We start from the raw sequence: 25,450 nt of genomic DNA, 5'->3' as shown, positions 1-25,450 counted from the left end.
GAAGCCCCTCGTGACCGGAAGGGCGCTGAGCGGGTTCGGCTCGGCGAGATCGTCCGCTTCGTCGCCGTCGTCCGGCGCGACGCGTGGCCGGTCGCCGGGGTTGAGGGGCCGGCACTGGAGGAGGACCCGGCCGCCGCATCTGGTGGTGGCCCGGGAGCCGGCGGAAGCTGCGCTCGGTGTTGAGGAGCACGTGACGATCAGGGCCCGGCGGAGAGGTCGTCAGAGCGCCCGGCTTCGAGTCGCGACCATTGGGCGATGGGGCGTCCGCCGGTCCGCAGGTTGGAGCCGTCGACCTGCCACTGTTGTGGCCAGCCGGGAGGCGAGTCCTCCCACGGCTCCTGGCGTCCGTACACGGTGAGGTCCATGAGCGCGTAGCTGTAGTCCATCGCCTCTACGCCGCGGCGGGTCGTCCAGTAGGTTTCGAAGACGCGGTCGCCGTCCCGCAGGTAGCACACGAGGTGCATCATGCCGATGTGGCGCCCCACGAGGAGCGTGTCGAGGGAGGCGTGTGCCGAGTACCACGGCATGTCCCAGCCCATGAAGTCGCGGTAGCGGACGCCTTCGTCGTAGGGCCCCTGGCAGAAGACCGCGTAGGTGATGTCGCGAGAATGAAGGTAGGACAGCTCCGCGACCTGGGTGGTGTACCCCGTGCAGCCTTCGCACTGCTCGGGCGCGGGCCGGCCGGGGTTCCACATGAAGTAGTATGCGATGAGCTGTCGGCGCCCTTCGAACGCTTCGAGCAGGGTGAGCGGCCCGTGCGGCCCGGTCAGCGTGAGGTCCGCGGCCACCTCGACCATGGGTAGGCGCCGTCGGGCCGCGGCGATCGCGTCGCCTTCCCGGGTGTGCGCCTTCTCCCGGACCCGCAGCCTGTCCAGTTCGGCTTGGAAGGTGGCCCGGTCGACGGCCGCGGGCAGGCTCGGTGCGTTGGTGGCGCCGGCCGCCTGCCCGACGAGGTTCGTTGATTCATCCTTCATGACTGTCCCCCCGAATCGTTCCGGCGACCATGCTCGTCGGCCGGCCATGAGCGAGGCACCTCGCCGGGGCAGGCGCTCACTCACGCCTGCCCGGCCAGAACGCACGGAAACGACTCGCCGCGGTGCCGCCGGGCCCGCTTCCTCGGGGCGGTGCGTCGCTGCCGTGGCGGGGACGGTGAAGACGATCCGCTGTCAGGCCGGGCAGGTCTGCCCGGCAGCGGCCCTCTCGGGAGGACGGACGGTTCAACCGATGAGATCCGGCCAATCGCCGCTGCGAACCCGTACCTCCGCGGCCACCTCTTCCACCGTTCGGCCTTCGGTGTCGACACGCAGATCACCTGCTCCGGCACGGTCGAGCGCCTCGGCCTCGCGCGCCGCTCGTTCGGCGATCCGGTGCAGGGCGGCCGGGCCCAGCCCTCGCAGTTCGTCACCCGGTATGGCCGGTCCTCCTCCCCGGCCACGCCGCGTGACGCGCTCGGCCAGCGTTGCCGGCCCGGCATGCAGACGACACACGGTCAACGCGGTTCCGGGAAGCAACGCGGCGTAACCCCGGACAGCGTCGTCGGAGTCGGCCTCGCCGGAGACGACCAGACACCGGGCACCGGCCGCGCGATATCCCGCCCAGACGGCCGCGAGGTTACGCGATTTGAGGCGATGGCTGTCCAGGTCGTCGTCCGCGACGGGACGCAGCGCCGCGAGCTGCTTCACATCGACATAGGCGGCTCGCACGCCGGTCCGGTAGACCTGCGTGAAGATCTCGTAGCCGACCGTCGACTTCCCGACCGCCGTGGCACCGCAGAGCCACAGCACGGGTACCGGTGCGGCGTCCACCTGTGGTGTCGGCGTGCGGCTCGGCCGGTCGCCGAAACCGTGGAACGTCGCGCTGGGGAGGCCGCCCGGCCATCCCCCGGCTCGCTCACGGATCAGCCGGGCCGTCTCGGATACCGCGAAGCCGTCGGTATCCACGCACACGTCGGCGTAGTCGCTGCGTTCCAGGGCTTGCGCCTCCGCGACCGCATCCTCCACCAGATCCGGACGCCACCCCCGCCCGAGAAACCGTTCTTCGAGCTCAGCGCTGTCGACGCGCAGCCGGCACAACGTGAAAGCGGCGTCCGGAAGAAGGGCGGTGTACTCACGAACCTCCTCGGGAGTGTCGACGAAGCCCGCAAGGACCAGACACTGCACTCCTTCCTGCCGAAAGTGCGGCCACATCGCAGCCAGACTCCGCGCGCGGATGCGATGCGTCATACCCTCCGGCATGGGGTGACACAGACTGATCTGGTCAGCGTCGACGAACGCCACCTTGACCCCGCCACGACTCAGCTGCGCGAACACCTCCCAGCCGACCGAGGACTTCCCGACACCCGTGGGCCCCGACAGCCACAGCAGAGGCAGACGCACGTCATTCATCCGCGCGACACTAGCGGGCTGCCGGTGAAGCGAGCGAGCGCATTTCCCCGCGCGCGGGCCGCGCCCAGCCGGTTCGGCTCCTGCCGCGTGGCCATGGGCGACGACCTTGGGCACGGGCCCGGGGCCGTACTGGGCAGAACGCTGTTGAAAGTCCGCGTCGAAGGTGTCGTATCGGGGCCTGCCCCGATCGTCGTGCTGGTAAAGGGGCCGGTTCCCGCCACCGCCGACGCGGCGGGGCGGCGCGCCCGGCACGACCATGGACCACAGGAGCCCGATCATGAATCCGACGCTCAGCACCATCGACATCGTGGTGTCCGACCTGCAGACTTCGATCGCCTTCTACGCCCGTCTCGGGCTGGAGTTCAAGATCGACGAGCATTCGCCCGAGCACGCCGGCTGCGACCTGCCCGGCGGGATGCACGTGATGCTCGACACCGAGAGCTTCCGCACCCCGTTCCTGCCCGGCTGGACGAAGCCGTCCGGCGGCCCGCGCGCCCTGCTGTGCTTCGAGTTCGAGACCCCGGCCGACGTCGATGCCAAGTACGCCGAACTCCGCCAAGCCGGGTATCAGGGGCTGGCCGAGCCGTTCGACGCCTTCTGGGGCATGCGCTATGCCACGGTGGCCGACCCGGACGGAGGCGGCGTCGACCTGTACGCCGCCCTTCCGGCCGGCTGAGCCCGCCCGGGTACATCATCGTCGAGAAGGAGGTCCAGAGCGTGAAGTACGTGTTGATGTTCATCGAGACCGAGCAGTTCGCCCGCGAACTCGAGGCGATGGGCGAGCTCGAGCAGCGCCAGGCGTATGAGGCGGTGGGCCGGTGGTTCGCCGAGCACGCCGACAAGATCACTCACCATACGCATCTGGCGCCGGTGCACACCGCCACCACGCTCCGCCTGGACGGTGCTGAGCCGGTGGTCACCGACGGGCCGTTCATGGAGGGCAAGGAGGTGGTGAGCGGCATCGCCGAGGTCGAGGTGGCCGATCTGGACGAGGCGTTGAAGTTGGCCCGCTCGTGGCCGGCGTGCCCGATCGTGGAGATCCGCCCCGTCGCATGACGCCCCCTGCGGACCAGCCCACCGGCCACCCGGCCCGTTCTCTCGACGGCCTCGGCGACCTCGACGGCGTCAGCGGCGAGAGCGGGCGGGTGCTGGCCCGCGTGGTACGTGAGCACGCGGGCCGGCTGGCCGCGAGTCTGATCTCGCTGCTGGGGGACTTCTCCGCGGCCGAGGACCTGGTGCAGGACGCCATCGAGACGGCGCTGCGCCGCTGGCCGGTCGAGGGGATTCCGGAGCGGCCGCAGGCGTGGCTGTACACGGTGGCGCGGCGGCGGGGCCTGGACGTGCTGCGGCGCGAGTCGAACTATCGGGCCAAGCTCGCCCAGCTGGACTGGCCCGAGCCGGAGGCGGCCGATGACCGGTTGCGGCTCATCTTCACCTGCTGCCACCCGGCGCTCGCCCCGGCCGCGCAGATCGCCCTCACGCTACGGGTGGTGTGCGGATTGTCGACGGCCCAGATCGCCGCGGCGTTCGTCGTGCCGGAGACGACGGTGGCGCAGCGCATCACCCGGGCGAAGAAGAAGATCGGTCAAGCCGGCATCCCCTACCGCGTCCCCACCGAGGACGAGCTGCCGGAGCGACTGCGCTCCGTGTTGGCGGTCGTCTACCTGCTGTTCAACGAGGGATACCTGTCCAGCACGCCCGAACGCGCGCAGGCGCGCGACCTGGTCGACGACGCCGAATGGCTGGCCGCGCTACTCGCCAACCTGGCGCCGGATGAGCCTGAGGTGGCCGGGCTGCTGGCACTGATCCGGCTGCACCGGGCGCGCGGCCCGGCCCGCTTCGACACCGGCGGCCGTCTGGTGCTGCTGGCCGATCAGGACCGCGCCCGCTGGGACCGGCAGGCGATCGAGCAGGCGACCGCGCTGTTGACGCGGGCCGCGCGTGCGCATCGCCGGCCGGGGCCGTACCAGTTGCAGGCGGCGATCGCGGCCTGTCACGCGGAGGCGGCCTCGTTCGAGCAGACCGACTGGGCGCAGATCCTCGTGCTCTACGACATGCTGCTCCACCTGGCCCCCTCGCCGGTCACCCGGCTGCACCGGGCGATCGCCCTGCGGCACGTGCACGGGGCCACGGCGGCACTGGCCGAACTCGACGAGCTGGAGCAGGATCTGGCCTCGTATGCGCTCTGGCACGCCACCCGCGCCGAGCTGCTGCGCGAGCTGGGCCGCGCCGACCAGGCGCGGGCCTGTGACGAGCGGGCGCTGGCGCTGACCGCCAACCCCGCCCAGCAGGCGCTGCTGGCCGAGCGGCTCACCTGGAGCTGAGGTCCCGGTACGGCCGGCGCCCCTGACCAGGTCGAAGCCCTACGGATCCTGTTAGGCCACGTGCGCACCCCTTTACCCGCGCTTCCTCGCTACGCTGGCCCCGATGAACCGCCTGGTCCCGCCCATCCCGATGCCGCCCGACGGCGACTCCCGCCGATGCGAGGAGCCTGACCTGACAGGATGCGGCCCCCTGCCGCGGGTCGACCCGCGGAGCGCGACCGGCGAGGTGTTCGCGCGCGAGGAGCCGACGGTACCGGCCGGCCTCACGGAAAGGCGTGATCTCGTGCGGACGTTCGCCACCTCGGGCCCGATCATGGTGGGGATCCGCGACCGGGTCTCTCGAGTGACGTGCTGAGCGCCGCAGGGCTGAGCGCCGAGGAGGAGGCCGCCTACCGGCTCCTGGTCAGAACCGCCGGGGTCGAGCCCACCCAGCTGGCAGAAGAACTCGGCGTCGAGAACGAGGTGGCGCGGCGGGCGCTCGGCTCCCTGCTCGCCAAGGGTCTGGCGCGAGCAGTACCAGGAGAGTCCGACAGGTTCACCGCGGTCGCGCCCGACGTGGCACTCGCGGCCAGGCTGCACAGGCGGCAGGAGGAGGTGGACCGGGCCCGGCAGGCTGTGGAGCAGCTCACAGAGGAGTACCTGGCCCATTCGCGGCGCCGCGAGGCCGCCCAGCTGATCGAGGTGATCACCAGCAGGACGGCGCTGCGCGAGCAGTTGCGCCTGCTGCAGGACAACGCCCGCCGCGAGGTCGTCAGCCTCTGCCGGGCCGGGCACGTGGCGATGACCTCGCAGGAGAACACCGAGGAGCTGGCCGCGCTGCGACGCGGGGTGGGCTACCGCGTCCTGTACGAACGAGCCCTGCTCGAGGAGCCGGGCATGCTGGTCAACCTCGCCGACGGGATCGAGCTGGGTGAGCAGGCGCGTGCCCTTCCCACCCTGCCGGTGCGGATGATCATCGCAGACGGCGAGCTGGGCGTGCTCCCGCTGATCCAGCACACCGGCGGGCTGACCCAGCTCACCGCGGCGCTGATCAGGCCGAGCAGCCTGCTGGACGCGCTCAAGGCGCTGTTCGAGAGCCTTTGGGAGCGGGCCACGCCCGTCGTTCTCACCAGGCCGGGCAGCCCGCTCGACTCCGACCACCTCTACCTGCTGTCGCTGCTGGTGGCGGGCGTGCCCGACAAGTCGATCGCCACGCAGCTGAAGGTGTCGCACAGGACCGTCCAGCGCCGGATCACCCATCTGATGGAGCAGGCCGGCGCCCAGACCAGAATGCAGCTGGCCTGGCACGCCGCCCGCGAGAACTGGCTGTGACGGTCAGTACGCCCTGATCACCGTCTGCCTGATCTGGTTGCCGCCGGAGTCGATCGCGGTGACGCGAAGCGACGGATGCGGACGAAGGACGACCGCGCTGTAGCGACCGTGGCCGAGCGGGAGAACCGGCTGCCTGCGCCAGGTCGCGCCGTCGTCATAGGACAGCTCCAGCCGCAGGTCCTTGGCGGTCAGCCCGCTCACGCCCTTCTGGTGCCGTACGGCGAAGCCGAGCAGGCCTGGCCGCACGTCGTAGTCGACCTGCAGCAGCGGCAGCACCTGCTGGCCCTGGGTCGACCTGAACGTCCAGGCGGTCTCGGTCGCGATCGCCCTCGTCCATTCCTCGGAGGTCCGTTTGGTGGACAGTTCGAGGCGGTACTCGGCTTCCTGAGGTACGGCGGGGAAGGCGCCCCAGGCGGCGTCACGTTCCTCCACGAGCTTGCCGTCCCTCAGGAACCTGGCCGAGGTGCTGTCGTTGTCGACTCCTGCGCGGGAGACGTGTCCGGAGGCGTCGACGAACTCGGGGACACGGATCTCCAGGGTGTCGCCCGTGCGGGTGGAGGGAGCCAGCCAGTCCGGGATGGCGGGCCGTACGACGGGGGCGTGCCAGCTCTCGCTGACCTGCTGACCGGGCTGGTAGGTGCGGGGCGGCTCGGTGAGCCCGTCCTGCAACCGGTTCATGTCGTCCCAGGTGAACTGGTGGTTGACGATGTGCTGCCAGAAGGAGCCGTCGGCGCTGACGTACTCGGCCCGCCGCAACGGCGTCTTCACGATCCGCTGCGTCTCCATCTGGGCGCCCAGGGAGTAGGCCTGCCATGGCCGCCAGCCGAACCGCTGCTCCTTGGCCCACCCGAACCCGCCCGTGTCCTGATATTTCGTATCCACGCGAGCGGTGTTGCGGTTGCTCACCTCGTGCACGATCTTGTCCGGCACGTGCCCGCCGGAGACCTGCATGACGTCATAGAGGTACGGCGACGCCATCGTCCCGCTGATGTCCAGCAGGGCATGACCCTTTCTGATTTGTTCGAGCAGCCGCTGACCGTGATCGTTGGCGATCAGCATGACCGGGATGGGCAGCGACACGTTGACCGGGTTCCATCCACGCCCGAGCGCGTCGTCGGGAGTCATCACGATGATCGCCGCGACCGCCCCCGCCTTCACCGCCGCCGCAGCGGCGTCTTCCCATGCCACTGATGGGTCGCCCATCACGGCGACCTTGCCTCGAGCGCCGTCCGCCCCCTCCGCGAGCCGCCACAGGTGACGGCCCTCCACGCCGGGCGAGCCGCCCAGGAAGCCCATCGGGTACGCGGCACCTGCCACCCGCGCGGAGATCTTCGGAGCGATCAGCTGCCAACGGGAGGCGAACTCGAACGTGCCCTCGCTGACCGGCCTGGTCGGCGATACATTGAGCCCCTCGACGACGTCGAAGTTCATGACGCCTTGGGAGATCTTGCGGGAGCCGAAGGCGCGGTGGGTGAAGTAGGTGAAGATGCCCACCTGCTCCACCGGCTCGCTCACCTTGACGGTGACGGGGCTGGTCTTGCGGTAGTCGAGCAGTACCTCCAGGTCGCGGTCGACCTTGAGCTCCGGAATGACGAAGAGCCCGTCGCGCGGGTGCGTGCGGCCCCACCCGCTCGCCAGGTTGATCGCCTGCGTCATGTAGGTGCCCTCGGAGACCTCCACGGTCAGGCCCTGCTCGGGCACCCAGGTGAAGACGTCGTCCTGCTGCGACCCGCCGAACATCGACAGGGTGTCGGTGCCGGTGGGCCTGCCCGCCGCGTCCACGGCGGTGAAGCGGACCGTGTGCTGCGGTCCCTTCCAGGTGAGCGCCAGCGTGGTGTGCACGCTCTCGGCTCCCGCGGTCGCGGTGACCTGCCCGCCGTACCTGCCGAAGGGCAGCTTGGCCAGGTCCACCCGGACCTGGACCTCTGCGGTGCCACCGGCCGCGACGGTGACGCTCTGCGCGCCGAGCACGGCGCCCTCGAGGCTGCTGGAGAGCTGCAGGGTGATCGGCGCGGCCGTGCCGTTGGTGTACGTGATCGTGCCCTCGGCCGTACCCGTGCCCTCACCCTTCTGGTGTCTGCCGAGGTTGACCACGCCCGTGGCCGTCACTCCCTGCCGCAGGGCGCGCGCCACGTCGAGCCTGCCCGCGCCCGCGTCGTCGACCTGCTGGCCGGCCACCGTCCTGGCCGAGCCCACCAGGGCATCCTTGATCTGCCCCGCCTTCCACTCCGGATGCCGCTGCTTGAGGATCGCGGCGGCCCCCGCCACGTGCGGAGTCGCCATGGAGGTTCCCGACGCGGCCGTGTAGTGCTCGTCGACGGGCCGGCCCATGGCGGTGCCCGTCGCCCTGGCCGCGACGATGCCCACGCCCGGCGCCGTGAGGTCGGGCTTGGGCGCGTCGTCCAGGCGCGGACCCCTGCTGGAGAAGTCCGCGATGGCGTCCTTGCCGTCCACGGCGCCGACGGTCAGCGCGGACGTGGCCGCTCCCGGGCTGCCCACGGAGTAGGCCGTGCCGTTGTTGCCCGCCGCGACCACGAAGAGCGCACCGGTCCGCTCGGTGAGATTGTCGACGGCGACGCTGAGCGGGTCGGTGCCGTCGGTGACATCACCGCCGAGGCTCATGTTGATCACCGACGCGCCCTCGGCGGCAGCCCATTCCATGCCCTCGATGACGCCGGACAGGGTGCCGGACCCGTCATCTCCGAGCACCTTGCCGATGATCAGCTCGGCGCCCGGGGCGACGCCCTTCTTACCGTCCCCTCCCGCGATGGTGGCGGCCACGTGGGTGCCATGCCCGTGGGCGTCGTTCGCGTTCTGGTCGCCGGTGAACACCTTGGTCTGCTTCACCCGGCCCGCGAGGTCCTGGTGGGTCGCGTCGACTCCTGTGTCGAGGACGGCGACCTTGACGCCCTTGCCGTCGAATCCGGCCTGCCACGCCTCAGGCGCGCCCACCTGGGGCACGCTGTGATCGAGCGTGACCTTGACCTTGGCGTCGAGCCAGATCTTCGCCACGCCCTGGGCCAGGCTCGCCCGCTCCTCGTCGAGGGACTTCCACAGCTGGCCGATCGTGCGCTTGTCCGCCGAGACGGCTCGGCCGTTGACGCTCTCCAGCGGAGTCGCGGTCCTTGTGGTGGCCATGGCGTCGTAGACGAACAGCAGGGGCAGCTTGTCCGTCGTCGCGTCGTCGTATCCCTGCTCTATCAGATCGCTCACGGAGAACAGGCTCGGGTCCAGCCGCTTGGCCGCCAGGTAGGGCACCATGTCGCCCGGCAGGACCCGCAGCTCGCCATCCTCCTCGATGGTGTGGAAGCCCATCCGGTCACGGCCGGGCCCCGGCTTCACCTCTACCGCGCGCCTGCCCCGCGCCGCCTCCCTGACGGTGACCACATCACCGGTGATCAAGGTGACGCGGTGGACGCCAGAAGCGGCAGGCGGTGCCGCTGCCGGCAACGGAGAGCTCAACAGAGCGGCGGTGGATACTCCCACCGCCGCATGTGCGAACCAGTGCATGGGGGGTAAACCTCTCGCGTCAACCACTAGTGATCACGAGAGTGGGTGCCGGCGGGCCCTGCCCGCCAGCGTCTGGACCTGCCGTTTGTATGCCATGTCGTAAATGCGACAGCGGAGGCAGCTCCGGTCTCACGGGGCTGGGCGTCACGTCGTCACTCGGGACGCCCAGCATGCGGATCGCAGTTCCGGATGCGCACTGCGGCTAGCGCGGCAGGCGCAGTCCCGCGATGAGCAGTTCGACCAGCCGACGTGCGTCGTAGCGCGGATCGCTGTCCGCGCCGATGCAGAGGTTCCCGACGCCACGCATGAGCTCGTAGGCGTCGACGTCGGGGCGGATCTCGCCGGCGACGGCCGCGGCGTCGAGCAGTTGGGCGCACACGGGAACGAGCCGGTCGAGGAAGTAGGCGTGCAGCGTGTCGAAGCCCGCGTCGCCGGACCGCAGCGCGGCGGCCAGCCCGTGCTTGGTGACCAGGAAGTCGACGAACAGGTTGATCCATCGCCCCAGTGCGGCGTGAGGAGTCGCGCCGCTCGCCAGCAGGGCCGGACCGGCCTCGGCACAGGCCTCCACCTGATGCCGGTAGACGGCGACGATGAGATCCGCTCGCGTCGGGAAGTGGCGGTAGATCGTCGCCACCCCGACCCCCGCCCTGGCCGCGATGTCGCGCACCGGCGCTTCGACGCCCGAGGCCACGAAGACCGCCGCGGCGGCGTCGAGCAGCACCCTCTCGTTGCGCCGGGCGTCGGCCCGCTTGCGCGGGGCCGCATGCCCCGCGCCTCCGTCACTGTCGTTCACCGCGCCGCTCCTCCACTCCGAGCTTGCCAAACGGAACAACGTTCCTTATCGTTTACGGAACACGGTTCCGTTTGCTCATGATGCCAGAGCAGGGGCCAACCAAGCCACGCATTGCCACCACGCCTTACCGCAATGGAGGAACACGGTCATGCAGTACCGCACCTTGGGCCGCACCGGAGTGCAGGTCAGCTCCCTCGTGCTCGGCGCGATGAACTTCGGCGCGATCGGACGCACCACCCAGGACGAGGCCACCGCCATCGTCGACGCGGCCCTGGAGGCCGGGATCAACCTCATCGACACCGCCGACCGGTACAGCGACGGCGAGTCGGAAGAGATGGTCGGCAAGGCCATCGCCGGCCGCCGCGACGACATCGTGCTGGCCACCAAGGCGAGCATGCCGATGGGCGACGAGCGCAACCATCAGGGCAGCTCGCGCCGCTGGCTGGTCACCGAGCTCGACAACAGCCTGCGCCGCCTCGGCGTCGACCACGTCGATCTCTATCAGATCCACCGGTGGGACCCGACAACCAGCGACGAGGAGACGCTGTCGGCCCTGACCGATCTGCAGCGCGCGGGAAAGATCCGCTACTTCGGCTCCTCGACCTTCCCCGCCTACCGCATCGTGCAGGCCCAGTGGGCCGCCCGGGACAACCACCTGAGCCGTTACGTCACCGAACAGCCCAGCTACTCGATCCTGCAACGCGGGATCGAGGCCCACGTCTTGCCCGTGACCGAGCAGTACGGGCTCGGCGTGCTGGCATGGAGCCCGCTGGCCTCGGGCTGGCTGTCGGGCGCGATCCGCGAGGGCCGGGAGATCGCCACCAACCGCTCCACGTTCATGCCGCAGCGCTTCGACACCTCCATTCCGTCCAACCGCGCCAGGCTCGACGCGGTCGAGCAGCTGGCGAAGGTCGCCGACGAGGCCGGCCTGACGATGATCCAGCTCGCGCTCGGTTTCGTGACCGCGCACCCGGCCGTGACCAGCGCGATCATCGGCCCCCGCACGCTGGACCACCTGCACTCCCAGCTCGCCGCAGCCGACACCGTGCTCGCCGCCGACGTGCTCGACGCCATCGATGCGATCGTCGCACCCGGCATCGACCTGGCCGCACACGAGAAGTTCGACACGCCGCCCGCCCTGCTCGACCCGTCACTGCGCCGCCGCTGATCGCTCGTGTGCACGTGACCGCCGGCGGCGGACAGGCGCCACCGCGGGGCCTGAATGGCCAGGCGTCCCTGCTCCGCGAATGGGCCGACAGATGGCCTGCCCTTGCCCGTCCAATGGTTGACCCTGCCCGATTCCATCCATACCTTCCGCTTCATGACCTCTGCTGCCGACCAGAGAGAGACGATCCTGGAGATCGCGACCCGCATGTTCGCGGCGCTCGGATATGACGGGACTTCTCTTCAGCAAATAGCGGAGGCCGCCGGGTTCGATGTCGCCACGGTGACCTCCCAGTTGGGGAGCAAGCGAGACCTCTACCTCACCATCATGGAACGCGCCCACGAGGCTGATCGCGCCGCGATCGACTCGGTCATGGCCCGGTTCACTCCCCTGTCCCCCGCCGACGCCCCCCAGATGATCCACGCGTTGGCCGACAGCTACCTGGACTTCTGCCTGTCCAACCCGCAAATCCCCGCGCTCTGGGCGCACCGCAGCCTCTTCGACGCCCAGGACATCACCGATCTCGAGCGTCGCTATGTCTGGCCGCTGCACGCCCAGGTCCACGAGAGCGTCAAACCCGCCCTCGAGGCCGGACACATGGACGACGCCCCCGACTTCAGGTACGTCCTCTGGACGATGATCTGGTGCGTCGAAGGCTTCTGCTGCGGCGACGTACTCGACGACGAGGGCAACCGCCTCGGCCCCGATGACCAGCAAGCCCGCCGCGACTTCCGCAGGTTCCTCCACCTCCTGCTCGACCGACTGCTCACCCCACCGCGGAAGAACTCCTGACGAGCCGATCCCTTCACTCGGGATCTCTCTGCGGCAGGCGCGCAGCCTGCCTGTAGCGCGGCAAAGCTCGGTGCCGTGTCCCGAGCTGCGGCGACGCGACGCCTGTCACAGATAGGCGTGCTGCCCTGTCTTTCTGCAGGACGGATTCACTCAGCGACAGGAGCGAGAACTTGCCACCAGCCAGCACCACCATCCGCATCCGCGTCAGGATGAGCGCCCGTTCCATCGACGAGCCGCACCGCGCATCGAGCCAGCTGGAGCTCCTGTTCGACCTCACCTTCGTGGTCGCTGGTCGCCGTCACGATCTGGACCGCGGCCGTTGGGGCCCGCGCCGAAGCGCGCCGCCATGGCCCGCCTTCCTCCAGTTGGTCATAGGGGTGACCTCCGTGGTGGCGAAGCGGTTCGCTCGCACGGGCGGCCGTGCGCACAGGCATGAATGTCACAAATCATGCCGTTGCGCGGTCTTGTTTCCGGAATGGCTTTCGTCGATGCCCCCAAAGGAGCGCCATGCACCCGCCAGAGAAGCAGATCGCCACGTCGGTCCTGGTCATCGGCACGGGAGGAGCCGGTCTGCGGGCCGCCATCGAACTCGCCGAGCGCGGGTGCGACGTCCTCGCGGTGGGCAAACGACCGAAGGCGGACGCGCACACCTCGCTCGCGGCGGGCGGCATCAACGCGGCGCTCGCCACGATGGATTCCGAGGACAGCTGGCAGCAGCACGCGGCGGACACCCTCAAGGAGAGCTACCTCCTCGCCAACCCGCAGACGGTGCGCATCGTCGCCGAGGGGGCCGCGCGGGGCATCGAAGACCTCCAGCGCTGGGGCATGCCGTTCGCCCGCGAACAGGACGGGCGCATCTCGCAGCGCTTCTTCGGCGCCCACACCTACCGGCGCACCGCCTACGCCGGGGACTACACCGGGCTCGAGATCCAGCGCACCCTGATCAACCGTGCGGCACAGCTCGACGTCCCCATCCTCGACACCGTCTACATCACCCGCATCCTCGTGCGCGACAACGCGGTCTTCGGCGCGTACGGGTTCAGCCTGGCCGATGGCAATCGCTATGTCATCCATGCCGACGCGGTGATCCTGGCCGCCGGCGGCCACACCCGGATCTGGCGGCGCACCTCCTCCAGGAGGGACGAGAACACCGGCGACTCCTTCCGCCTGGCCGTCCAGGCGGGCTGCCGCATCCGCGACGCCGAACTGGTGCAGTTCCACCCGTCCGGGCTCATCGCGCCCGAGAACGCGGCCGGCACCCTCGTCTCCGAAGCGGCACGGGGCGAGGGCGGAATCCTGCGCAACCAGGTCGGCGAGCGGTTCATGTCCCGGTACGACCCCGAGCGCATGGAGTTGTCCACGCGCGACCGCATCGCCCTGGCCGCCTACACGGAGATCAAAGAAGGCCGCGGCACTCCGGACGGCGGCGTGTGGCTGGACGTGTCACATCTGCCGCGCGAGACGATCATGACGCGGTTGCCTCGCGTCTACCAGACGCTCCTGGAACTGCAGATGCTCGACATCACCAAGGACCCGATCGAGATCGCGCCGACCGCGCACTACTCGATGGGCGGGGTCTGGGTGCGACCCGATGACCACGGCACGGGCGTCGACGGCCTGTACGCGATCGGGGAGGCGGCCAGCGGCCTGCACGGCGCCAACCGCCTCGGCGGCAACTCCCTCATCGAACTGCTCGTCTTCGGCCGCATCGTCGGACAGGCGGCGGCCGAGTACTCCGCAGGACTCGACGCCCAGCACCGCTCGGCAGAGGCACTCGACGCGGCGCGGGCAGAAGTGGACGAACTCCTCGCCGCCGACGGCCCCGAGAACGTGCGCTCACTGCAGCGCGCCCTCCGCGACATCATGACCGAGTACGCCGGCGTGGTGCGCGACGAGAGCGGCCTGGGCAAAGGCCTCGCAGAGCTCACCGCGGTGGAGGCGCGCATCACCGACGTCGGCGTGCACCCGGACCGCGCCGGCTTCCATGACCTGGCCCACGCCTTCGACCTGAAGTCCGCGGCGCTCGCCGCCCGCGCGACGATCGAGACGGCGCTTGAGCGTCGCGAGACCCGCGGCTGCCACAACCGCTCCGACTACCCCGAGCTCGACCCGGCACTGCAGGTCAATCTGGTGTGGTCCGGTCCTGGATCGGTGGAGCGGGAGGCCATTCCGCCGATTCCCGGCGAGGTCGCGGCGCTCATGCGCGAGGTTTCGACCGTCGGCAAACTCGTCGAGTAGCGAGCAACCGCCGGTAGCCGCAGCCGGCCGCCCCCCCGAGCAGAGCTTCTCGTCGTGGGCGGCCGCAGGCTCGGCGAGGTCGGCGGCCTGAACGTGATCGTGTGGCGCGCTCCGCACACCACAGGGCTGGGTAACGCCGGGCGCCGGCCGTAGCCCCCACATCGCGTCGACCAACCGCTCGATGCCGATCATCTCGGCGTCGAGGCCGGAGCAGCCCGATGACGTGGGGCGCTGTCCATCATGTGCGCCGTCAACGATCATCCGACGGGCCGTGAAGGGTGAAGCGCCGCATGCATCGCCCGCGCATCGCGAATCTATCAATCCGGGTGGCCACTCTGATCTCACACGAACCGAGACGGAGGAAACACGATGGAAGCCCGGATGAAGAACCCTGCCAGGATCATCCCCGCCGTGATGCAGCCGATCCAGGAGCTGATGAAGGCCGCTCAGTCGCAGGGCCTCCCCCAGGAGCTCATGGAGATGATCCACCTGCGGGTCAGCCAGATCAACGGCTGCAGCTTCTGCGTCGACGCCGGCCTGAAGAACCTGCGCAAGCTCGGCGAGAGCGACGAGCGCATCGGCCTGGTCACCGCCTGGCGCGAGGCACCGTACTACACCGACGCCGAACGGGCGGCGCTGGAGCTGGCCGAGGCCTCGACCCGGCTGGCCGACCACGCCGACGCCGTCCCCGACGACGTGTGGAACAACGCCGCCGACCACTTCGACGAGCGGCAGTTGGCCTCGATCCTGCTGATGACCGCCGTCACCAACCTCTTCAACCGCCTGAACGCCCCGATCCGGCAGGTGGCCGGCAGCTGGTGAGCCCCCACGGATGTCGTCCGCTCACTCCATGACACCGTCGCCGTCGCGACCTTCGAGCGGCGGCGGCGGACGATGAACGCCCGCACGAACCGCCGGCACGGGCCTGGTCGTCTCGGGTCTCCTCACCCTGCTGCTGGTGCCGGTCGCGGCGGTGAGCGTGCTGACGCGGTCGCCCGAGAAGCTTCCGTGAGGGTGAAGCAGCGCCGCACGGTCGTGGGGCCGATGCGAGCAGCCGCAGCCGCCAGAGCTTGCCGTGACGCATAGGGGCTCCCTGTCGTGGATCACCTCATTTTTGACACAGCCCCCTTGTGAAGACGATAACGCCGCGGTTACGTTTCATCCGATCAATCAACGTCTGGAGACCCCAACATGAGGCGAAAACTGCTCTTAGCTCCGGCTATCAGCCTCGTTATCATCGGATCTGTCTGCGTCACGCAGCCTGTCGCCAGCGCCGACACGCCGCCTGCGTACGAGCCCACGGTGGAGTCGCTGAACAGCCATCCGGTGCCTCAATGGTTCAATGACGACAAGTTCGGCATCTTCATCCACTGGGGCGCCTACTCGGTGCCCGCGTGGGGACCGCGCGGCAGCTATGCCGAGTGGTACTGGAACTACATGAACTCGCGCGGGAGCGCGACGAACGCCCATCACAAGGCCACGTACGGCCAAGACTTCAACTACGACGACTTCCTGCGGCAGTGGAAGGCGGAGAAGTTCGACGCGGCCGACTGGGTCAAGCTGTTCAAGGACGCGGGCGCCAAGTACTTCGTGCTGACCTCCAAGCACCACGAGGGCATGGCCCTGTGGGACAGCAAGGTCAGCGGGCGGGACAGCGTCGACCTCGGGCCGGGCCGCGATCTTGCCAAGGAGCTGTTCGACGCGGCGCGCAAGGACGACGCCAAGCTGAAGGCCGGCTTCTACTACTCGCTCTACGAGTGGTACAACCCCACCTACACCGGGCGGCCGGCGACCAACCCCTACACGGGAACGCAGATTCCGTACACCGGCGCACCGAGCGGGGGTGACTACGTCAAGGACTACATGCTCCCGCAGATGCGCGAGCTCATCGACGGCTATGACCCCGACATCATCTGGTGTGACGGCCAGTGGGAGAAGCCGGCCTCCTACTGGAACACCGCCGGCGTCCTCGCCGACTACTACAACAAGGCGCTCAAGAGCGGCAAGGAGGTCGCGGTCGCCAACCGGTGCAAGATTCAGAGCGGCAACCTCGACAGTCCCGAACTGGACTTCCAGACCCCTGAATACACCGTCAAGCCGGACATCGACCCGGTGAAGTGGGAGTCCAGTCGCGGCATCGCGCACTCCTACGGCTACAACCAGAACGAGCCGGAGGAGGACCACCTGACCTCCGACCAGCTCGTGGACTCCCTCGTGGACATCGTCAGCAAGAACGGCAACCTGCTGCTCGACATCGGCCCGAAGGCCGACGGCACGATCCCCGAGATCCAGCGGCAGCGGCTGCTGGACATCGGGGCGTGGCTCAAGGACAACGGCGAGGCGATCTACGGCACCACCTACTGGAACCGGGCCGAGGAGAAGGGCGGCCCCGACGACGTCCGCTACACGGTGAAGGACGGCACCCTGTACGCCACGGCGCTGGACTGGCCGGGCGAGCGGCTCACCCTCGGCGCCGACCTGCCAGTGGACCACAGCACCCGCATCACCATGCTGGGCTCCGCGGCACGCCTGTCGTGGAGCCGCGACGAGCAGGGCCGCGTGGTGGTGAACACCCCGCAGCAGACCGGGAAGCACGCCTACGTCTTCAAGATCGAGACGCCGGGCGTGCGCAGCCTGCTGCGCACCTCCTCCAACCTGGCCAAGGAGATCGCCCCCGGCCAGACGATCAGCGGCGAGCTCACGGTCGCCAACCCCGGCAAACGGCAGGCCCCGGCCACCACCCTCTCCCTCGCCGCACCGCAGGGCTGGTCGGCCACGCTCGGGGCGCCCAGCGTGCGCCCGCTCGGCCCCGGTGAAAGCATGAAGCTACCGATCAGCGTGAGCGCCCCCGCGGGAGCCGCGCCAGGCGAGTACACCCTCGTTCTGCGCCAGCGCACCGGGCGGATGGAGACGACCACCACCCTGCCCCTGACGGTCAACCGGCCCAACCTCTCGCTCGGCAAGCCGGCCGTACAGAAGAGCACCGGCTACGACGCGCCGGCCTCCCGGGCCGTCGACGGCGACACCGACGGCAACTGGGGCGCCGGAACGACGACGCACACCGCCGAACCGGAAAGCCAGGCCTGGTGGCAGGTCGATCTCGGCGCCTCGGCCGCGCTGGACAGCGTCGACGTCTGGAACCGGCTCGACTGCTGCACCGACCGGCTGAAGGACTTCTGGGTGATGGCCTCCGACCAGCCGTTCACCACCGACGACCTGGACCAGGCCCGCACCGCGCCCGGGGTGACCGCCGTGCACGTCGGCGCGCAGGCCGGGTCGCCAAGCAAGATCAAGCTGCCCGAGGGCACCACGGGCAGGTACGTCAGGATCCAGCTCGCCTCTCCGTCCAACCCTCTGTCCTTGGCCGAGGTCCAGGTCAGAGGCTAAACCCTGTCTTCACAGGCGGGTCGGTCACGACCACGGCACGTGGACTGAGCGGGCAGGTCCGTCCTGTCCGCTCAGCCCAGCCTCGGGCTGTCTGAAAGCCGCAAGCGGCCGGATCGATCACGATCGATCGGGCCGACGGCGCCGCGAGCCATGCCGGCGCCGCACTACCTTTCTGATGTGGATCTCTTCTCACGCTCGTGGACGGCGTTGCGCGCGGCGGTCGCCGAACTCCCTGACGAGGACTTCGCACAGCCGTCCGGCTGTACCGGCTGGCTCGTGCGGGACCTGGTGTGCCATCTGGTCATCGACGCCCAGGACGTCCTGATCACCCTCGTGACCCCCGTCGAAGCGGAACCGACCCGCGACGCGGTGACCTACTGGGACGTCGCCGAAACGCCGCCGACCGGCGACGACCCGCTCGACGCGTTGATCGTCCGGTTGGCCGCCGCCTACCAGGAGCCTTGGCTGCTCAAGTTCCACCTCGACGACGTCGGCTCCGCCGCCGGCCGCGCCGCCGAACTCGCCGATCCGGGCCTCCGGGTCGGCACCCGCGACGAGGTCATCACCGCGGCCGACTACCTCTCCGCGTACGTCCTGGAGTGGACGCTGCACCACCTCGACCTGGTCGCGCACCTCCCGGACGCGGCGGGACCGCCCGCCGAGGGCCTCGCCCGGTCCCGCGCGATGCTGGAGCAGATCGCCGGGACCGCGTTCCCCGCGTCGTTCTCCGACAGGGACGCGCTGCTGGTCGGCACCGGACGGCGCGCCCCGACCTACGCGGAGAAGGCGGAACTGGGCGAGTCGGCGGCGAAGCTCCCGTTCATCCTCGGATGACCGTGACAGCCCGGTGCACCGGCCCTAACGAGCCATTCGGGCACGAACGCCGAGCAGGACGTCGATCACCAGGAAGACGGCCAGTGAGATGCCCATCAGCGGCAGGAACCAGCCGACGGCCACGGCCAGCAGGCACAGCGGCACCAGGACGGCCCCGTGCACCTTCCGCCATCCACCACGCGGGTAAGGCCTGCCGAAGCCGCGCGTCGGGCGGCGCTGCCACCACATGCGGTAGCCGAGCACGATGAGTGTGATCACGCCACCGGCGAGGAGGGCCAGCAGGAGCTGGTTGGCCAGGCCGAACAGCAGACCCATGTGACCGTCGATGCCCCACCTGGTGAGCTTGGCCGCGAGAGGATAGTCGGCGAAGCGCAGCTCGGCGCTCACCTGGCCGGTGGTGGCGTCGACGGCCACCTGGTCCAGGCGTTGGGGGACGCTCTTGTCGATCTCCTTGACGAGGTAGGGGCCGCCCGCCTCGCCGGGCCAGACGATCTCCAGCGGGCCCGACAGGCCCTTGCCGGCCGCGGCCTGGGCGACGCGGTCCACGTCCGCACCCGCACCGCCGTGCTGGTGGCCGCTGTTCTCGGAGTGGGCGGCGTGGTCGCCGGAGGAGGTGGCGATCGTGGGAGTGGTCCAGCCGAGCGCGGCGCGAAGCTCGTCGACGTTCTCTCCTGCGTACTTCGACCACGTCAAGCCGGTGGCCGACAGGAAGAGCAGGCCCACCACCGCCCACAGACCCACCGACCCGTGCCAGGACAGGCGGCGGCGCGCTCCGGCGAGCGAGCGGTCAGGAGCGATGAGTCCGCGCAGGCGCTTGCGGCGGCGTCTGGTGACCCACAGAACCAGCCCGCCCAGGGCGACGATCCACAACCAGCCGGCCGCCAGTTCGCTGTAGATCCGGCCCGTTTCACCCAGGTGCAGGTGACGGTGCAAGCCGGAGATCCAGGCGCGGACCGGGAGCGCGCCCGAGCTGCCGTAGCTGTCCAGCATGCCGCGCACCTGGCCGGTGTACGGGTCGACGAAGACCGCCAGCTGGGTGCTGTCCGGCAGGCCGGGCACGTCCATCAGCACTCGCGTGGTGGAGTCGCGCTCGTCCGCCGGCCTTACGGCTGTGATCCTGCCGTCTGGGCGTGCCGTCTGCGCGGCGGCGACCTGCCGGGTGAGCGGCAGCCGGGACTCGCCCACCGGCGCGGTCAGTTCATGCCGGTAGACGATCTGCTCGACCTGGAAGGAGGCGGCGTACAGGAGCCCGGTGGTGGCGGCGACAAGGAGGAAGGGGGCGATGAGGATTCCGGCGTAGAAGTGCAACCGCAGGACCAGAGGCTTGAGCGCGGTCCACGCGGTCCCTCGTCCGGACGACTGCTCAGGGTCGGCGACAGAGCGCACGTCGGTAGAAGTCAAGGGGGATCTCCGTTCAGGGGGACGCGCACATCGACAGGTACGCGCCGCCTCGAGTGGGGGTTCAGCCACGCGTCGGCATGGCGGGATACGGGCGCGACGGCAGAAGCCGGCCGCGGCCCGCGGATCGGGCTACAGTCCGATCAGAGAACGGAGACAGACGTGGGAGGACCACGCCGACGGACGCCGGCGCCGAGCAGAAGGCGCCGCAGCCGGTCGATCCCGTGCTCCACCTGAGGACGACGCGGCAGGCGGGACTCGACCGGCGCGCCCGCGAGGATGAGCAGTCCTGCCCAGAGCACCCCGAGCGATGTGACGGCCAGGCGCAGGATGGTGGCCAGGGTCGTGTCGCCTCGCTCCAGCCACCATGACGACATGGCGGCGACGGCGACGTGGACGAGGAGCATGGCCAGGCCGCTGCCGCCGTGGGCGTGGTCGAGCGAGGCAGGCGGCGGGGTTTCGGCACCGGCGGTGAACAGGTGGTGCATGCCGTACTGCGCGGCGAAACACGCTGCGAGCAGTACGCCCATGCCTCGCTGACGTCTGCCGAGAAGGAACGCTCCGGCCCAGGTCAGCGCCACCGCCCCGGCCAGGGCGCTCGGCCGTACGGCGACGCCTCCCGCCAGCACGTGGAGGGCGGCCGACACCAGCACGCAGACCACGGCGAACGCCGTGGCACGCAAAGCGCGCAGAAGAGGCCGACCGACATCCACCCGCACATGCTGCCACAAGCGCGCCGGATCTCGGGGACGGAATCGCGCACGCACCGCCGGTCGAGGCGGTCCTGTCCTGGCCCGGTCATCGAACGGGTTCGCCGTCCACGACGTGGGTAGGCGTGAACCTCATGAGCCGACAACCCGATGAGCGGCCGCTCAGCGATCGCCGTGAGCGACCCGAAGACTACGACACGGCGGACTTCGCCGAAGAGTTCACGCCCTCTCCGACCGATCCGGCGAACCAGCCTGAGGATGATCCGGATGAGCGCGTGTACGGCCAGGCCGAAGGCTACGAGCGGCCCACCGGAGACCGTGAGCAGTAGAGATGGGCTCGCGGCCCTTGGTCCCTTCGGCGACTTCCCTCCAGGAGCGTCAGTCACAGGGATCAGGTGGATTCGGCGGGTCGCGAGCGGACGCGACGCCGGTGGCTGGTGTCGCAGAAGGGGTAGTGCCGGCTTCGTCGGCACGCGCACAACGCCACGAGGAAGCGGTCGGATCGAATGACCGAACCATCCTCCATGGTCACCTCGACCGGCCCTTGGACGAGGATCGGCCCACCGGGAATCATCGTGATCCTGGTGACGGCTCCCGCTCTCGTCTCATACGGCCCGCAACCGAGCGGCCGCTTCGGTACGGTCGGCACGGATCACCACCAGTTCCTCGTGACGTTGTCCCGGGCTGATCAGCCCATGGGCTTCCAGCAGCACGGCTCTGGCGCGCATCACCGGGCCGAATGACTCCGGCCTGCGGTGGACCACCCTGGGGTTCAAGCCGGAGTTCCTCAGGTATCGCAGCGAGGCGTCCACCCCGCACAGCGCGGACTGCACGAAGAGGAGCGTTCCGCCTGGTGAAAGATGCTCGGGCGCGTGTGCGCAGATCTGGTCCAGCAACCTGCGCCCGTCCATGCCCGCATCCCACGCCCGGTTTCTGCGATGCCTGCCGGGATAGGCGGCCTTTCCTGGAACGTACGGCGGGTTGACCAGGATGACATCGAAAAGCTCACCCTCGACCGGGGCGAACAGATTGCCTCTCAGTACCCGTATGTCCCGCAGCCCATGGATCAAGGCGTTGAGCCGGACCGCCACGACGGCGCGCCACGAGATGTCGACCGCGGTCACCGAGGCGGCGGCCGTCCGGGCGACGGTCATCGCGATCACGCCCGTGCCCGTGCCCAGGTCGAGCACTCTGGAGCCCGGCCGGACGCCGATCTTCGCGACCGCCTCCGCCAGCATCGAGGTGTCGCCCTGCGGTCGGTACACGCCCGGTGGTCTCAGCAACAACATCCCGCGCAGCTACCCCGAATCGGACACCGCTAACGACCTGCGCAAAGACGAGCGAGCCGGGTCGGAACGCCAGCAGCCGAGCAGGTGGTCGCCGAGCCGTTCCTCAAGCAGGTTCGTGGCCTGGATCCCGAAGACGATGTCCGCGGCCAGGTCCGGCTCTGTGCCGAGAAGGTCGCCGATCACGTCACGGCGGAGCACCTGCTCGTGGACGGCGTCCGCCTCGATGTGCTCGGTGAAGAACAACGATCCGCGGGGACCGACGCCCAGGCGCTCCAAGGCGTCCGCCATGCGCTGGGCGCCGGGCGGGGTCGTGATCTCCGCCACGGCGAAATGGCCGACCAGCGCACCGCGCAGAGCTCGGTGCAGGCCGAACGCCGACATCATGTTGACCAGGGCCAGCATGGGCGCGGGAACGACGTTCAGGTAGGCGAGGTAGGAGGAGTTCAGTCCGAGCTCGTCCATCAGGTCGGCGAACAGCTGAGCATGCATCATCTCGGGGCGCCCGCCGCCGAACTCGTCGTACTCGACGGCCACGAGGGCGGCCTTGGCGCGGCCGCGTAGCCGTGGGATGACCCAAGCGTGCGGATCCGCCTCCTTCAGGTGGTAGATCGAGCGATGCGTGACGTACTCCCGCAGCTCCCACAGCTCACCACGGTCGTGCAGATGATGGGAGACACCGTGCGCGTCGACGGGTTCGACCAGCTGTTCCTCCAGGACTGCCGCGACATCGTCCCCTCCGGCCACCCGTCCGCGCAATGCCGTCAGGAACGCGTCCTCCAGCTCCCTGCGAACCCCCAGCAGTCCCGGATCCCACTCCCATTCCGGCGCGACTCCGTCGAAGCCCCTGTAGTGCAGTTCGTAACACAGGTGGAGGGCGAGCTGCAGGTCCTCCCCGAAAGGATCAGTCGCGTGGACGCCCTGCACCGTCGACGACGTGGGCGGCGACCCACCGGACAGTACGGTGACGAGCGCGGCCGATATCGGCCCGCGGGATGTGGGCAATGACGGCCCCTGGGCCCTCATGTCCCTTGGCTCCCCTGTGCGGCGAGCGTGCCCGAAAGGGTCTGGGCAATGAGCATGTCCACCACCGCCCGCCGGCCTCGAGCAGCGGCCGTCCGCTGCCGAACGGCCCCTGTGCCGTGCTGCCGCGTTCCGGCGACCAATGTGGTCACCTCGGCAAGGTCGCCGCTGACCTCCAGTGCGTCGCGCACCCGCCCCAGGAGCAGGTCCAGCAGGTGAACCGCCGGGACCCTGCGTTCCTCGAACGGGTCCACACCCGGCCCGTCGAGACCATGGCGCGCGGCGCTCCACACGGCGGCGGCGAGGATCGAGCCATCGACGCGCGGCGCCTCACGCCCGAGCGCCAGATCGGCCAGTGCCGTACCGACCAGGGCGCGGGTCAGGGCCGCCTGAAGGATCGCTTCGTCCACAGTGGCGGCCGCGTCCGCGGCCCGGATCTCCACCGTCGGCAACCGCGAGGAGGGACGCGCCAGCCAGACCGTCATGGCGGGATCGGCCAGGACACCGCAATCGATCAGGCGCTCCAACCGCAGCTGGTAGTCCGCCGCCGTCGCGAACCACGGCGGCACACCCGAGCCGGGAAAACGCGCCTGTTCCATCATGCGCCAGCTCGCGTATCCCGAATCCCGGCCATGGTCGAACGGTGAGTTGGCCGACAGGGCCAGCAATGTGGGCAGCCACGGCCGGAGATGATTGACCACCGCGACCGCCGTATCGCGATCCTCCACCCCCACATGGACGTGGCAGCCGCATGACTGGTAGTCGGCGACCACACCGGCGTGCATGCGGCGGATCCGCTTGAACCGCTCGCCCGGCGCCAGCACGGGAGCCGGCCCCTGCAGCACAGGGGTGCCCGTCGACACGAGGTGAAGGCCCTCGCCCTCGGCCACGCCGGCAAGGTGCTCGCGCGCCTGCCGCAGCTGGTGCCGCAGCTGACCGAGCTCGTCACAGGTTCCAGTCGCGGCCTCGACCTGGGTGTCGAACATCTCGGCGTGATATCCGCCGCCTTCACCTCCCCAGGGATGCTCACCCGCCCGCGCGAGCAACGCGCCTGCACGCGATACCGTCCTCCGCGTAGCGCCGTCGACCAGCAGGAACTCCTCCTCAACCCCGAACGTGAGCATGGAGGCGGAAGGTCGTCGGCACGCAGGGCGGTGATCGACCGCCTCACCCGTCCCCCTCATCACCGCCCCCGCTCCACAGCGCTGACCAGCATCTGCACCCCTACCCACGGTGCGCCTCTCATGCGCGGAAGCTCCGGACAGCCCGCATACAACGCCTGGATGCGCCGGCCAGGTGGCGCGCGTCCGCGGACAGGACACCCGCGGCGTCCCGCTCCACCGAGGCAGACCTGCCCCGAGACGAGCTTCGCGGCCGTCTCAGGGCAGGTGCCCAGCAGCGGCACGTGGCAGGCGGAGCCGGTCCCGCAACCGGCCCCGTGCCCCTACAACCCGCACGCGCCGCGCTGCCGGCAGAACGCCTGGCACGCCTGCCCCGGGACGGGGATCCTTTCGAGGCAGGTGCCCCCTCTGCCCGCCGAGAGCGCCCGGAAACCTGGCAGGACGGGTTCCGAGACCTCGGCGCGACCGGTTCCGCGCGTGCTACTGATCCTCTCGCGCGGCCAGAGCGTCACCGACGCTCGTGTACACCGGCAGGTGGGCATCGAGGCCGGTGATCCGCAGGAGCCGGGCCGGGACCGGCTGGAGAGCGGCCAGGCGTACGCTGCCGTCGTGCTGACGGCTGAGGTTCTGCGCCTTGATGAGCACGCTCAGGCCGGTGCTGTCGATGAAGGTCAACGCGCTCAGATCAAGGACCAGATGCTCGCCCGGCATTCGGCGGGCCTGCCGCAGGAAGTCGTCCAGCTGCCCGCTGGTGGTGGCATCCAGCTCCCCCACCACGGTGACAAGAGTGGCGTCGGGAAGGTGCTGGAAGTCGAGCACGAGCGGTCTCATCACCACACCATAGCCGTGGCGATCATGATCGGCTTCCGCCGGAATCATCGGCCGGCTCGGGCCTGTACGTCCCGAGCCCGCCGGAGTCCCCGGAGCGTTCGGCCCGGCTCGAACCGCTCGTGCCCAAGGGCAGCCAACAGGCCCTCTTCTGGCGTCGCGACGGCCGGCCACCGGCGCCGGCCGTGCAGGTCGCGCCGGCCGACAGCAGCGACCGCCGTCACATGGGTACCGGCGCCGGAGCCTCCGCCACGTCCAGTCGACCAGGGCGCCGGCGATGGGGAGCCGCCGCACTGGCCACCTCCTGAGGTGAACGCACGAATCAAGCCTTTCCCACCTGCATGCC

23 protein-coding genes are annotated in these 25,450 nt (G+C 69.8%); 12 read left to right on the top strand and 11 right to left on the bottom strand.

Annotated features, from left to right (window positions below; translation table 11 throughout):
• Window positions 1-197: 197 nt before the first annotated feature.
• Together ACFSKW_RS17440 and ACFSKW_RS17435 are read right to left on the bottom strand one after the other, a co-directional pair.
• Window positions 198-974, bottom strand: a complete 777-nt coding sequence (locus tag ACFSKW_RS17440; protein WP_379573300.1) for a DUF899 family protein — start codon at window positions 972-974, stop codon at window positions 198-200.
• A gap of 243 nt (window positions 975-1,217) precedes the next feature.
• Entirely contained in the window at window positions 1,218-2,384 is a 1,167-nt protein-coding gene (locus ACFSKW_RS17435; protein ID WP_379573299.1) for a hypothetical protein, read from the bottom strand.
• Window positions 2,385-2,661: 277 nt separating this feature from the next.
• Between ACFSKW_RS17435 and ACFSKW_RS17430 the strand changes: the two genes are divergently transcribed.
• From ACFSKW_RS17430 to ACFSKW_RS17410, 5 genes are all read left to right on the top strand, one after another.
• Window positions 2,662-3,060: a VOC family protein gene (locus tag ACFSKW_RS17430; RefSeq protein ID WP_379573298.1), complete on the top strand. Its 399-nt coding sequence runs from the start codon at window positions 2,662-2,664 to the stop codon at window positions 3,058-3,060.
• 41 nt (window positions 3,061-3,101) lie between these two features.
• The gene (locus tag ACFSKW_RS17425; protein WP_379573297.1) at window positions 3,102-3,440 is read left to right on the top strand and encodes a YciI family protein; all 339 of its coding nucleotides are present in this window, start codon (window positions 3,102-3,104) and stop codon (window positions 3,438-3,440) included.
• Window positions 3,437-4,708, top strand: coding sequence for an RNA polymerase sigma factor (locus ACFSKW_RS17420; protein WP_379573296.1), 1,272 nt, complete (start codon window positions 3,437-3,439; stop codon window positions 4,706-4,708). Before ACFSKW_RS17425 ends, ACFSKW_RS17420 begins: the two co-directional genes overlap by 4 nt.
• A 103-nt stretch (window positions 4,709-4,811) precedes the next feature.
• Window positions 4,812-5,063, top strand: a complete 252-nt coding sequence (locus tag ACFSKW_RS17415) for a hypothetical protein (RefSeq protein ID WP_379573295.1) — start codon at window positions 4,812-4,814, stop codon at window positions 5,061-5,063.
• A complete protein-coding gene (locus ACFSKW_RS17410) occupies window positions 5,057-6,019 on the top strand; it encodes a helix-turn-helix domain-containing protein (protein ID WP_379573294.1) in 963 nt (320 codons plus the stop codon). The genes ACFSKW_RS17415 and ACFSKW_RS17410 overlap by 7 nt, the downstream gene beginning before the upstream one ends.
• 3 nt (window positions 6,020-6,022) lie before the next feature.
• On the opposite strand, the gene ACFSKW_RS17405 is transcribed toward ACFSKW_RS17410, so the two are convergent.
• Both ACFSKW_RS17405 and ACFSKW_RS17400 read right to left on the bottom strand, forming a co-directional pair.
• Window positions 6,023-9,421, bottom strand: a complete 3,399-nt coding sequence (locus ACFSKW_RS17405) for a S8 family peptidase (RefSeq protein WP_379573293.1) — start codon at window positions 9,419-9,421, stop codon at window positions 6,023-6,025.
• A gap of 310 nt (window positions 9,422-9,731) precedes the next feature.
• Window positions 9,732-10,322, bottom strand: a complete 591-nt coding sequence (locus tag ACFSKW_RS17400) for a TetR/AcrR family transcriptional regulator (RefSeq protein WP_379573292.1) — start codon at window positions 10,320-10,322, stop codon at window positions 9,732-9,734.
• 148 nt (window positions 10,323-10,470) lie between these two features.
• Between ACFSKW_RS17400 and ACFSKW_RS17395 the strand changes: the two genes are divergently transcribed.
• The 6 genes from ACFSKW_RS17395 to ACFSKW_RS17370 all read left to right on the top strand — a co-directional run bounded on the left by ACFSKW_RS17395 (window position 10,471) and on the right by ACFSKW_RS17370 (window position 18,738).
• Complete coding sequence (locus ACFSKW_RS17395) at window positions 10,471-11,490, top strand: aldo/keto reductase (RefSeq protein WP_379573291.1); 1,020 nt, start codon at window positions 10,471-10,473, stop codon at window positions 11,488-11,490.
• Window positions 11,491-11,643: 153 nt separating this feature from the next.
• Entirely contained in the window at window positions 11,644-12,279 is a 636-nt protein-coding gene (locus ACFSKW_RS17390; protein WP_379573290.1) for a TetR/AcrR family transcriptional regulator, read from the top strand.
• Window positions 12,280-12,786: 507 nt separating this feature from the next.
• Window positions 12,787-14,517: an L-aspartate oxidase gene (locus ACFSKW_RS17385; protein WP_379573289.1), complete on the top strand. Its 1,731-nt coding sequence runs from the start codon at window positions 12,787-12,789 to the stop codon at window positions 14,515-14,517.
• Between the two features lie 381 nt (window positions 14,518-14,898).
• Window positions 14,899-15,339, top strand: coding sequence for a carboxymuconolactone decarboxylase family protein (locus tag ACFSKW_RS17380; RefSeq protein ID WP_379573288.1), 441 nt, complete (start codon window positions 14,899-14,901; stop codon window positions 15,337-15,339).
• 369 nt (window positions 15,340-15,708) lie between these two features.
• A complete protein-coding gene (locus ACFSKW_RS17375) occupies window positions 15,709-17,904 on the top strand; it encodes an alpha-L-fucosidase (RefSeq protein ID WP_379573287.1) in 2,196 nt (731 codons plus the stop codon).
• A gap of 177 nt (window positions 17,905-18,081) precedes the next feature.
• Entirely contained in the window at window positions 18,082-18,738 is a 657-nt protein-coding gene (locus ACFSKW_RS17370) for a maleylpyruvate isomerase N-terminal domain-containing protein (protein WP_379573286.1), read from the top strand.
• Window positions 18,739-18,762: 24 nt separating this feature from the next.
• Here ACFSKW_RS17370 and ACFSKW_RS17365 read toward each other — a convergent pair whose 3' ends face one another.
• Both ACFSKW_RS17365 and ACFSKW_RS17360 read right to left on the bottom strand, forming a co-directional pair.
• Window positions 18,763-20,139 carry a PepSY-associated TM helix domain-containing protein gene (locus ACFSKW_RS17365; protein WP_379573285.1) on the bottom strand — a complete coding sequence of 459 codons (1,377 nt, stop codon included), beginning with the start codon at window positions 20,137-20,139 and terminating at the stop codon, window positions 18,763-18,765.
• 140 nt (window positions 20,140-20,279) lie between these two features.
• On the bottom strand, window positions 20,280-20,819 hold the full coding sequence (locus ACFSKW_RS17360; RefSeq protein ID WP_379573284.1) for a hypothetical protein: 540 nt from the start codon (window positions 20,817-20,819) through the stop codon (window positions 20,280-20,282).
• 152 nt (window positions 20,820-20,971) lie between these two features.
• Here ACFSKW_RS17360 and ACFSKW_RS17355 point away from each other — a divergent pair, with 152 nt between their 5' ends.
• The gene (locus ACFSKW_RS17355) at window positions 20,972-21,175 is read left to right on the top strand and encodes a hypothetical protein (protein WP_379573283.1); all 204 of its coding nucleotides are present in this window, start codon (window positions 20,972-20,974) and stop codon (window positions 21,173-21,175) included.
• A 62-nt stretch (window positions 21,176-21,237) separates the two neighbouring features.
• On the opposite strand, the gene ACFSKW_RS17350 is transcribed toward ACFSKW_RS17355, so the two are convergent.
• From ACFSKW_RS17350 to ACFSKW_RS17330, 5 genes are all read right to left on the bottom strand, one after another.
• A complete protein-coding gene (locus ACFSKW_RS17350) occupies window positions 21,238-21,420 on the bottom strand; it encodes a CDGSH iron-sulfur domain-containing protein (RefSeq protein ID WP_379573282.1) in 183 nt (60 codons plus the stop codon).
• Between the two features lie 31 nt (window positions 21,421-21,451).
• Window positions 21,452-22,111: a HemK2/MTQ2 family protein methyltransferase gene (locus tag ACFSKW_RS17345; protein WP_379573281.1), complete on the bottom strand. Its 660-nt coding sequence runs from the start codon at window positions 22,109-22,111 to the stop codon at window positions 21,452-21,454.
• Window positions 22,112-22,144: 33 nt separating this feature from the next.
• A complete protein-coding gene (locus ACFSKW_RS17340; protein ID WP_379573280.1) occupies window positions 22,145-23,158 on the bottom strand; it encodes an iron-containing redox enzyme family protein in 1,014 nt (337 codons plus the stop codon).
• A complete protein-coding gene (locus tag ACFSKW_RS17335; RefSeq protein ID WP_379573279.1) occupies window positions 23,155-24,279 on the bottom strand; it encodes a carboxylate-amine ligase in 1,125 nt (374 codons plus the stop codon). Before ACFSKW_RS17335 ends, ACFSKW_RS17340 begins: the two co-directional genes overlap by 4 nt.
• 477 nt (window positions 24,280-24,756) lie before the next feature.
• Entirely contained in the window at window positions 24,757-25,107 is a 351-nt protein-coding gene (locus tag ACFSKW_RS17330; protein WP_379573278.1) for an STAS domain-containing protein, read from the bottom strand.
• Window positions 25,108-25,450 lie beyond the last annotated feature (343 nt).

It is taken from the genome of Nonomuraea mangrovi, from assembly GCF_042681425.1.
Classification (GTDB): domain Bacteria; phylum Actinomycetota; class Actinomycetes; order Streptosporangiales; family Streptosporangiaceae; genus Nonomuraea; species Nonomuraea mangrovi.
Note: the sequence above shows the minus strand (reverse complement) of the source record. Positions and strands in the feature narration are given on the sequence as shown.

Bases quoted from the DNA above. Each gene is read 5' to 3' on its own strand.
- ACFSKW_RS17385 (WP_379573289.1), top strand. From the start codon at position 12,787: ATGCACCCGCCAGAGAAGCAGATCGCCACGTCGGTCCTGGTCATCGGC.
- ACFSKW_RS17335 (WP_379573279.1), bottom strand. From the start codon at position 24,279: ATGCTCACGTTCGGGGTTGAGGAGGAGTTCCTGCTGGTCGACGGCGCT.
- ACFSKW_RS17350 (WP_379573282.1), bottom strand. From the start codon at position 21,420: ATGATTCCCGGTGGGCCGATCCTCGTCCAAGGGCCGGTCGAGGTGACC.
- ACFSKW_RS17435 (WP_379573299.1), bottom strand. From the start codon at position 2,384: ATGAATGACGTGCGTCTGCCTCTGCTGTGGCTGTCGGGGCCCACGGGT.
- ACFSKW_RS17330 (WP_379573278.1), bottom strand. From the start codon at position 25,107: ATGAGACCGCTCGTGCTCGACTTCCAGCACCTTCCCGACGCCACTCTT.
- ACFSKW_RS17415 (WP_379573295.1), top strand. From the start codon at position 4,812: ATGAACCGCCTGGTCCCGCCCATCCCGATGCCGCCCGACGGCGACTCC.
- ACFSKW_RS17440 (WP_379573300.1), bottom strand. From the start codon at position 974: ATGAAGGATGAATCAACGAACCTCGTCGGGCAGGCGGCCGGCGCCACC.
- ACFSKW_RS17390 (WP_379573290.1), top strand. From the start codon at position 11,644: ATGACCTCTGCTGCCGACCAGAGAGAGACGATCCTGGAGATCGCGACC.
- ACFSKW_RS17430 (WP_379573298.1), top strand. From the start codon at position 2,662: ATGAATCCGACGCTCAGCACCATCGACATCGTGGTGTCCGACCTGCAG.
- ACFSKW_RS17375 (WP_379573287.1), top strand. From the start codon at position 15,709: ATGAGGCGAAAACTGCTCTTAGCTCCGGCTATCAGCCTCGTTATCATC.
- ACFSKW_RS17395 (WP_379573291.1), top strand. From the start codon at position 10,471: ATGCAGTACCGCACCTTGGGCCGCACCGGAGTGCAGGTCAGCTCCCTC.
- ACFSKW_RS17420 (WP_379573296.1), top strand. From the start codon at position 3,437: ATGACGCCCCCTGCGGACCAGCCCACCGGCCACCCGGCCCGTTCTCTC.
- ACFSKW_RS17380 (WP_379573288.1), top strand. From the start codon at position 14,899: ATGAAGAACCCTGCCAGGATCATCCCCGCCGTGATGCAGCCGATCCAG.
- ACFSKW_RS17340 (WP_379573280.1), bottom strand. From the start codon at position 23,158: ATGAGGGCCCAGGGGCCGTCATTGCCCACATCCCGCGGGCCGATATCG.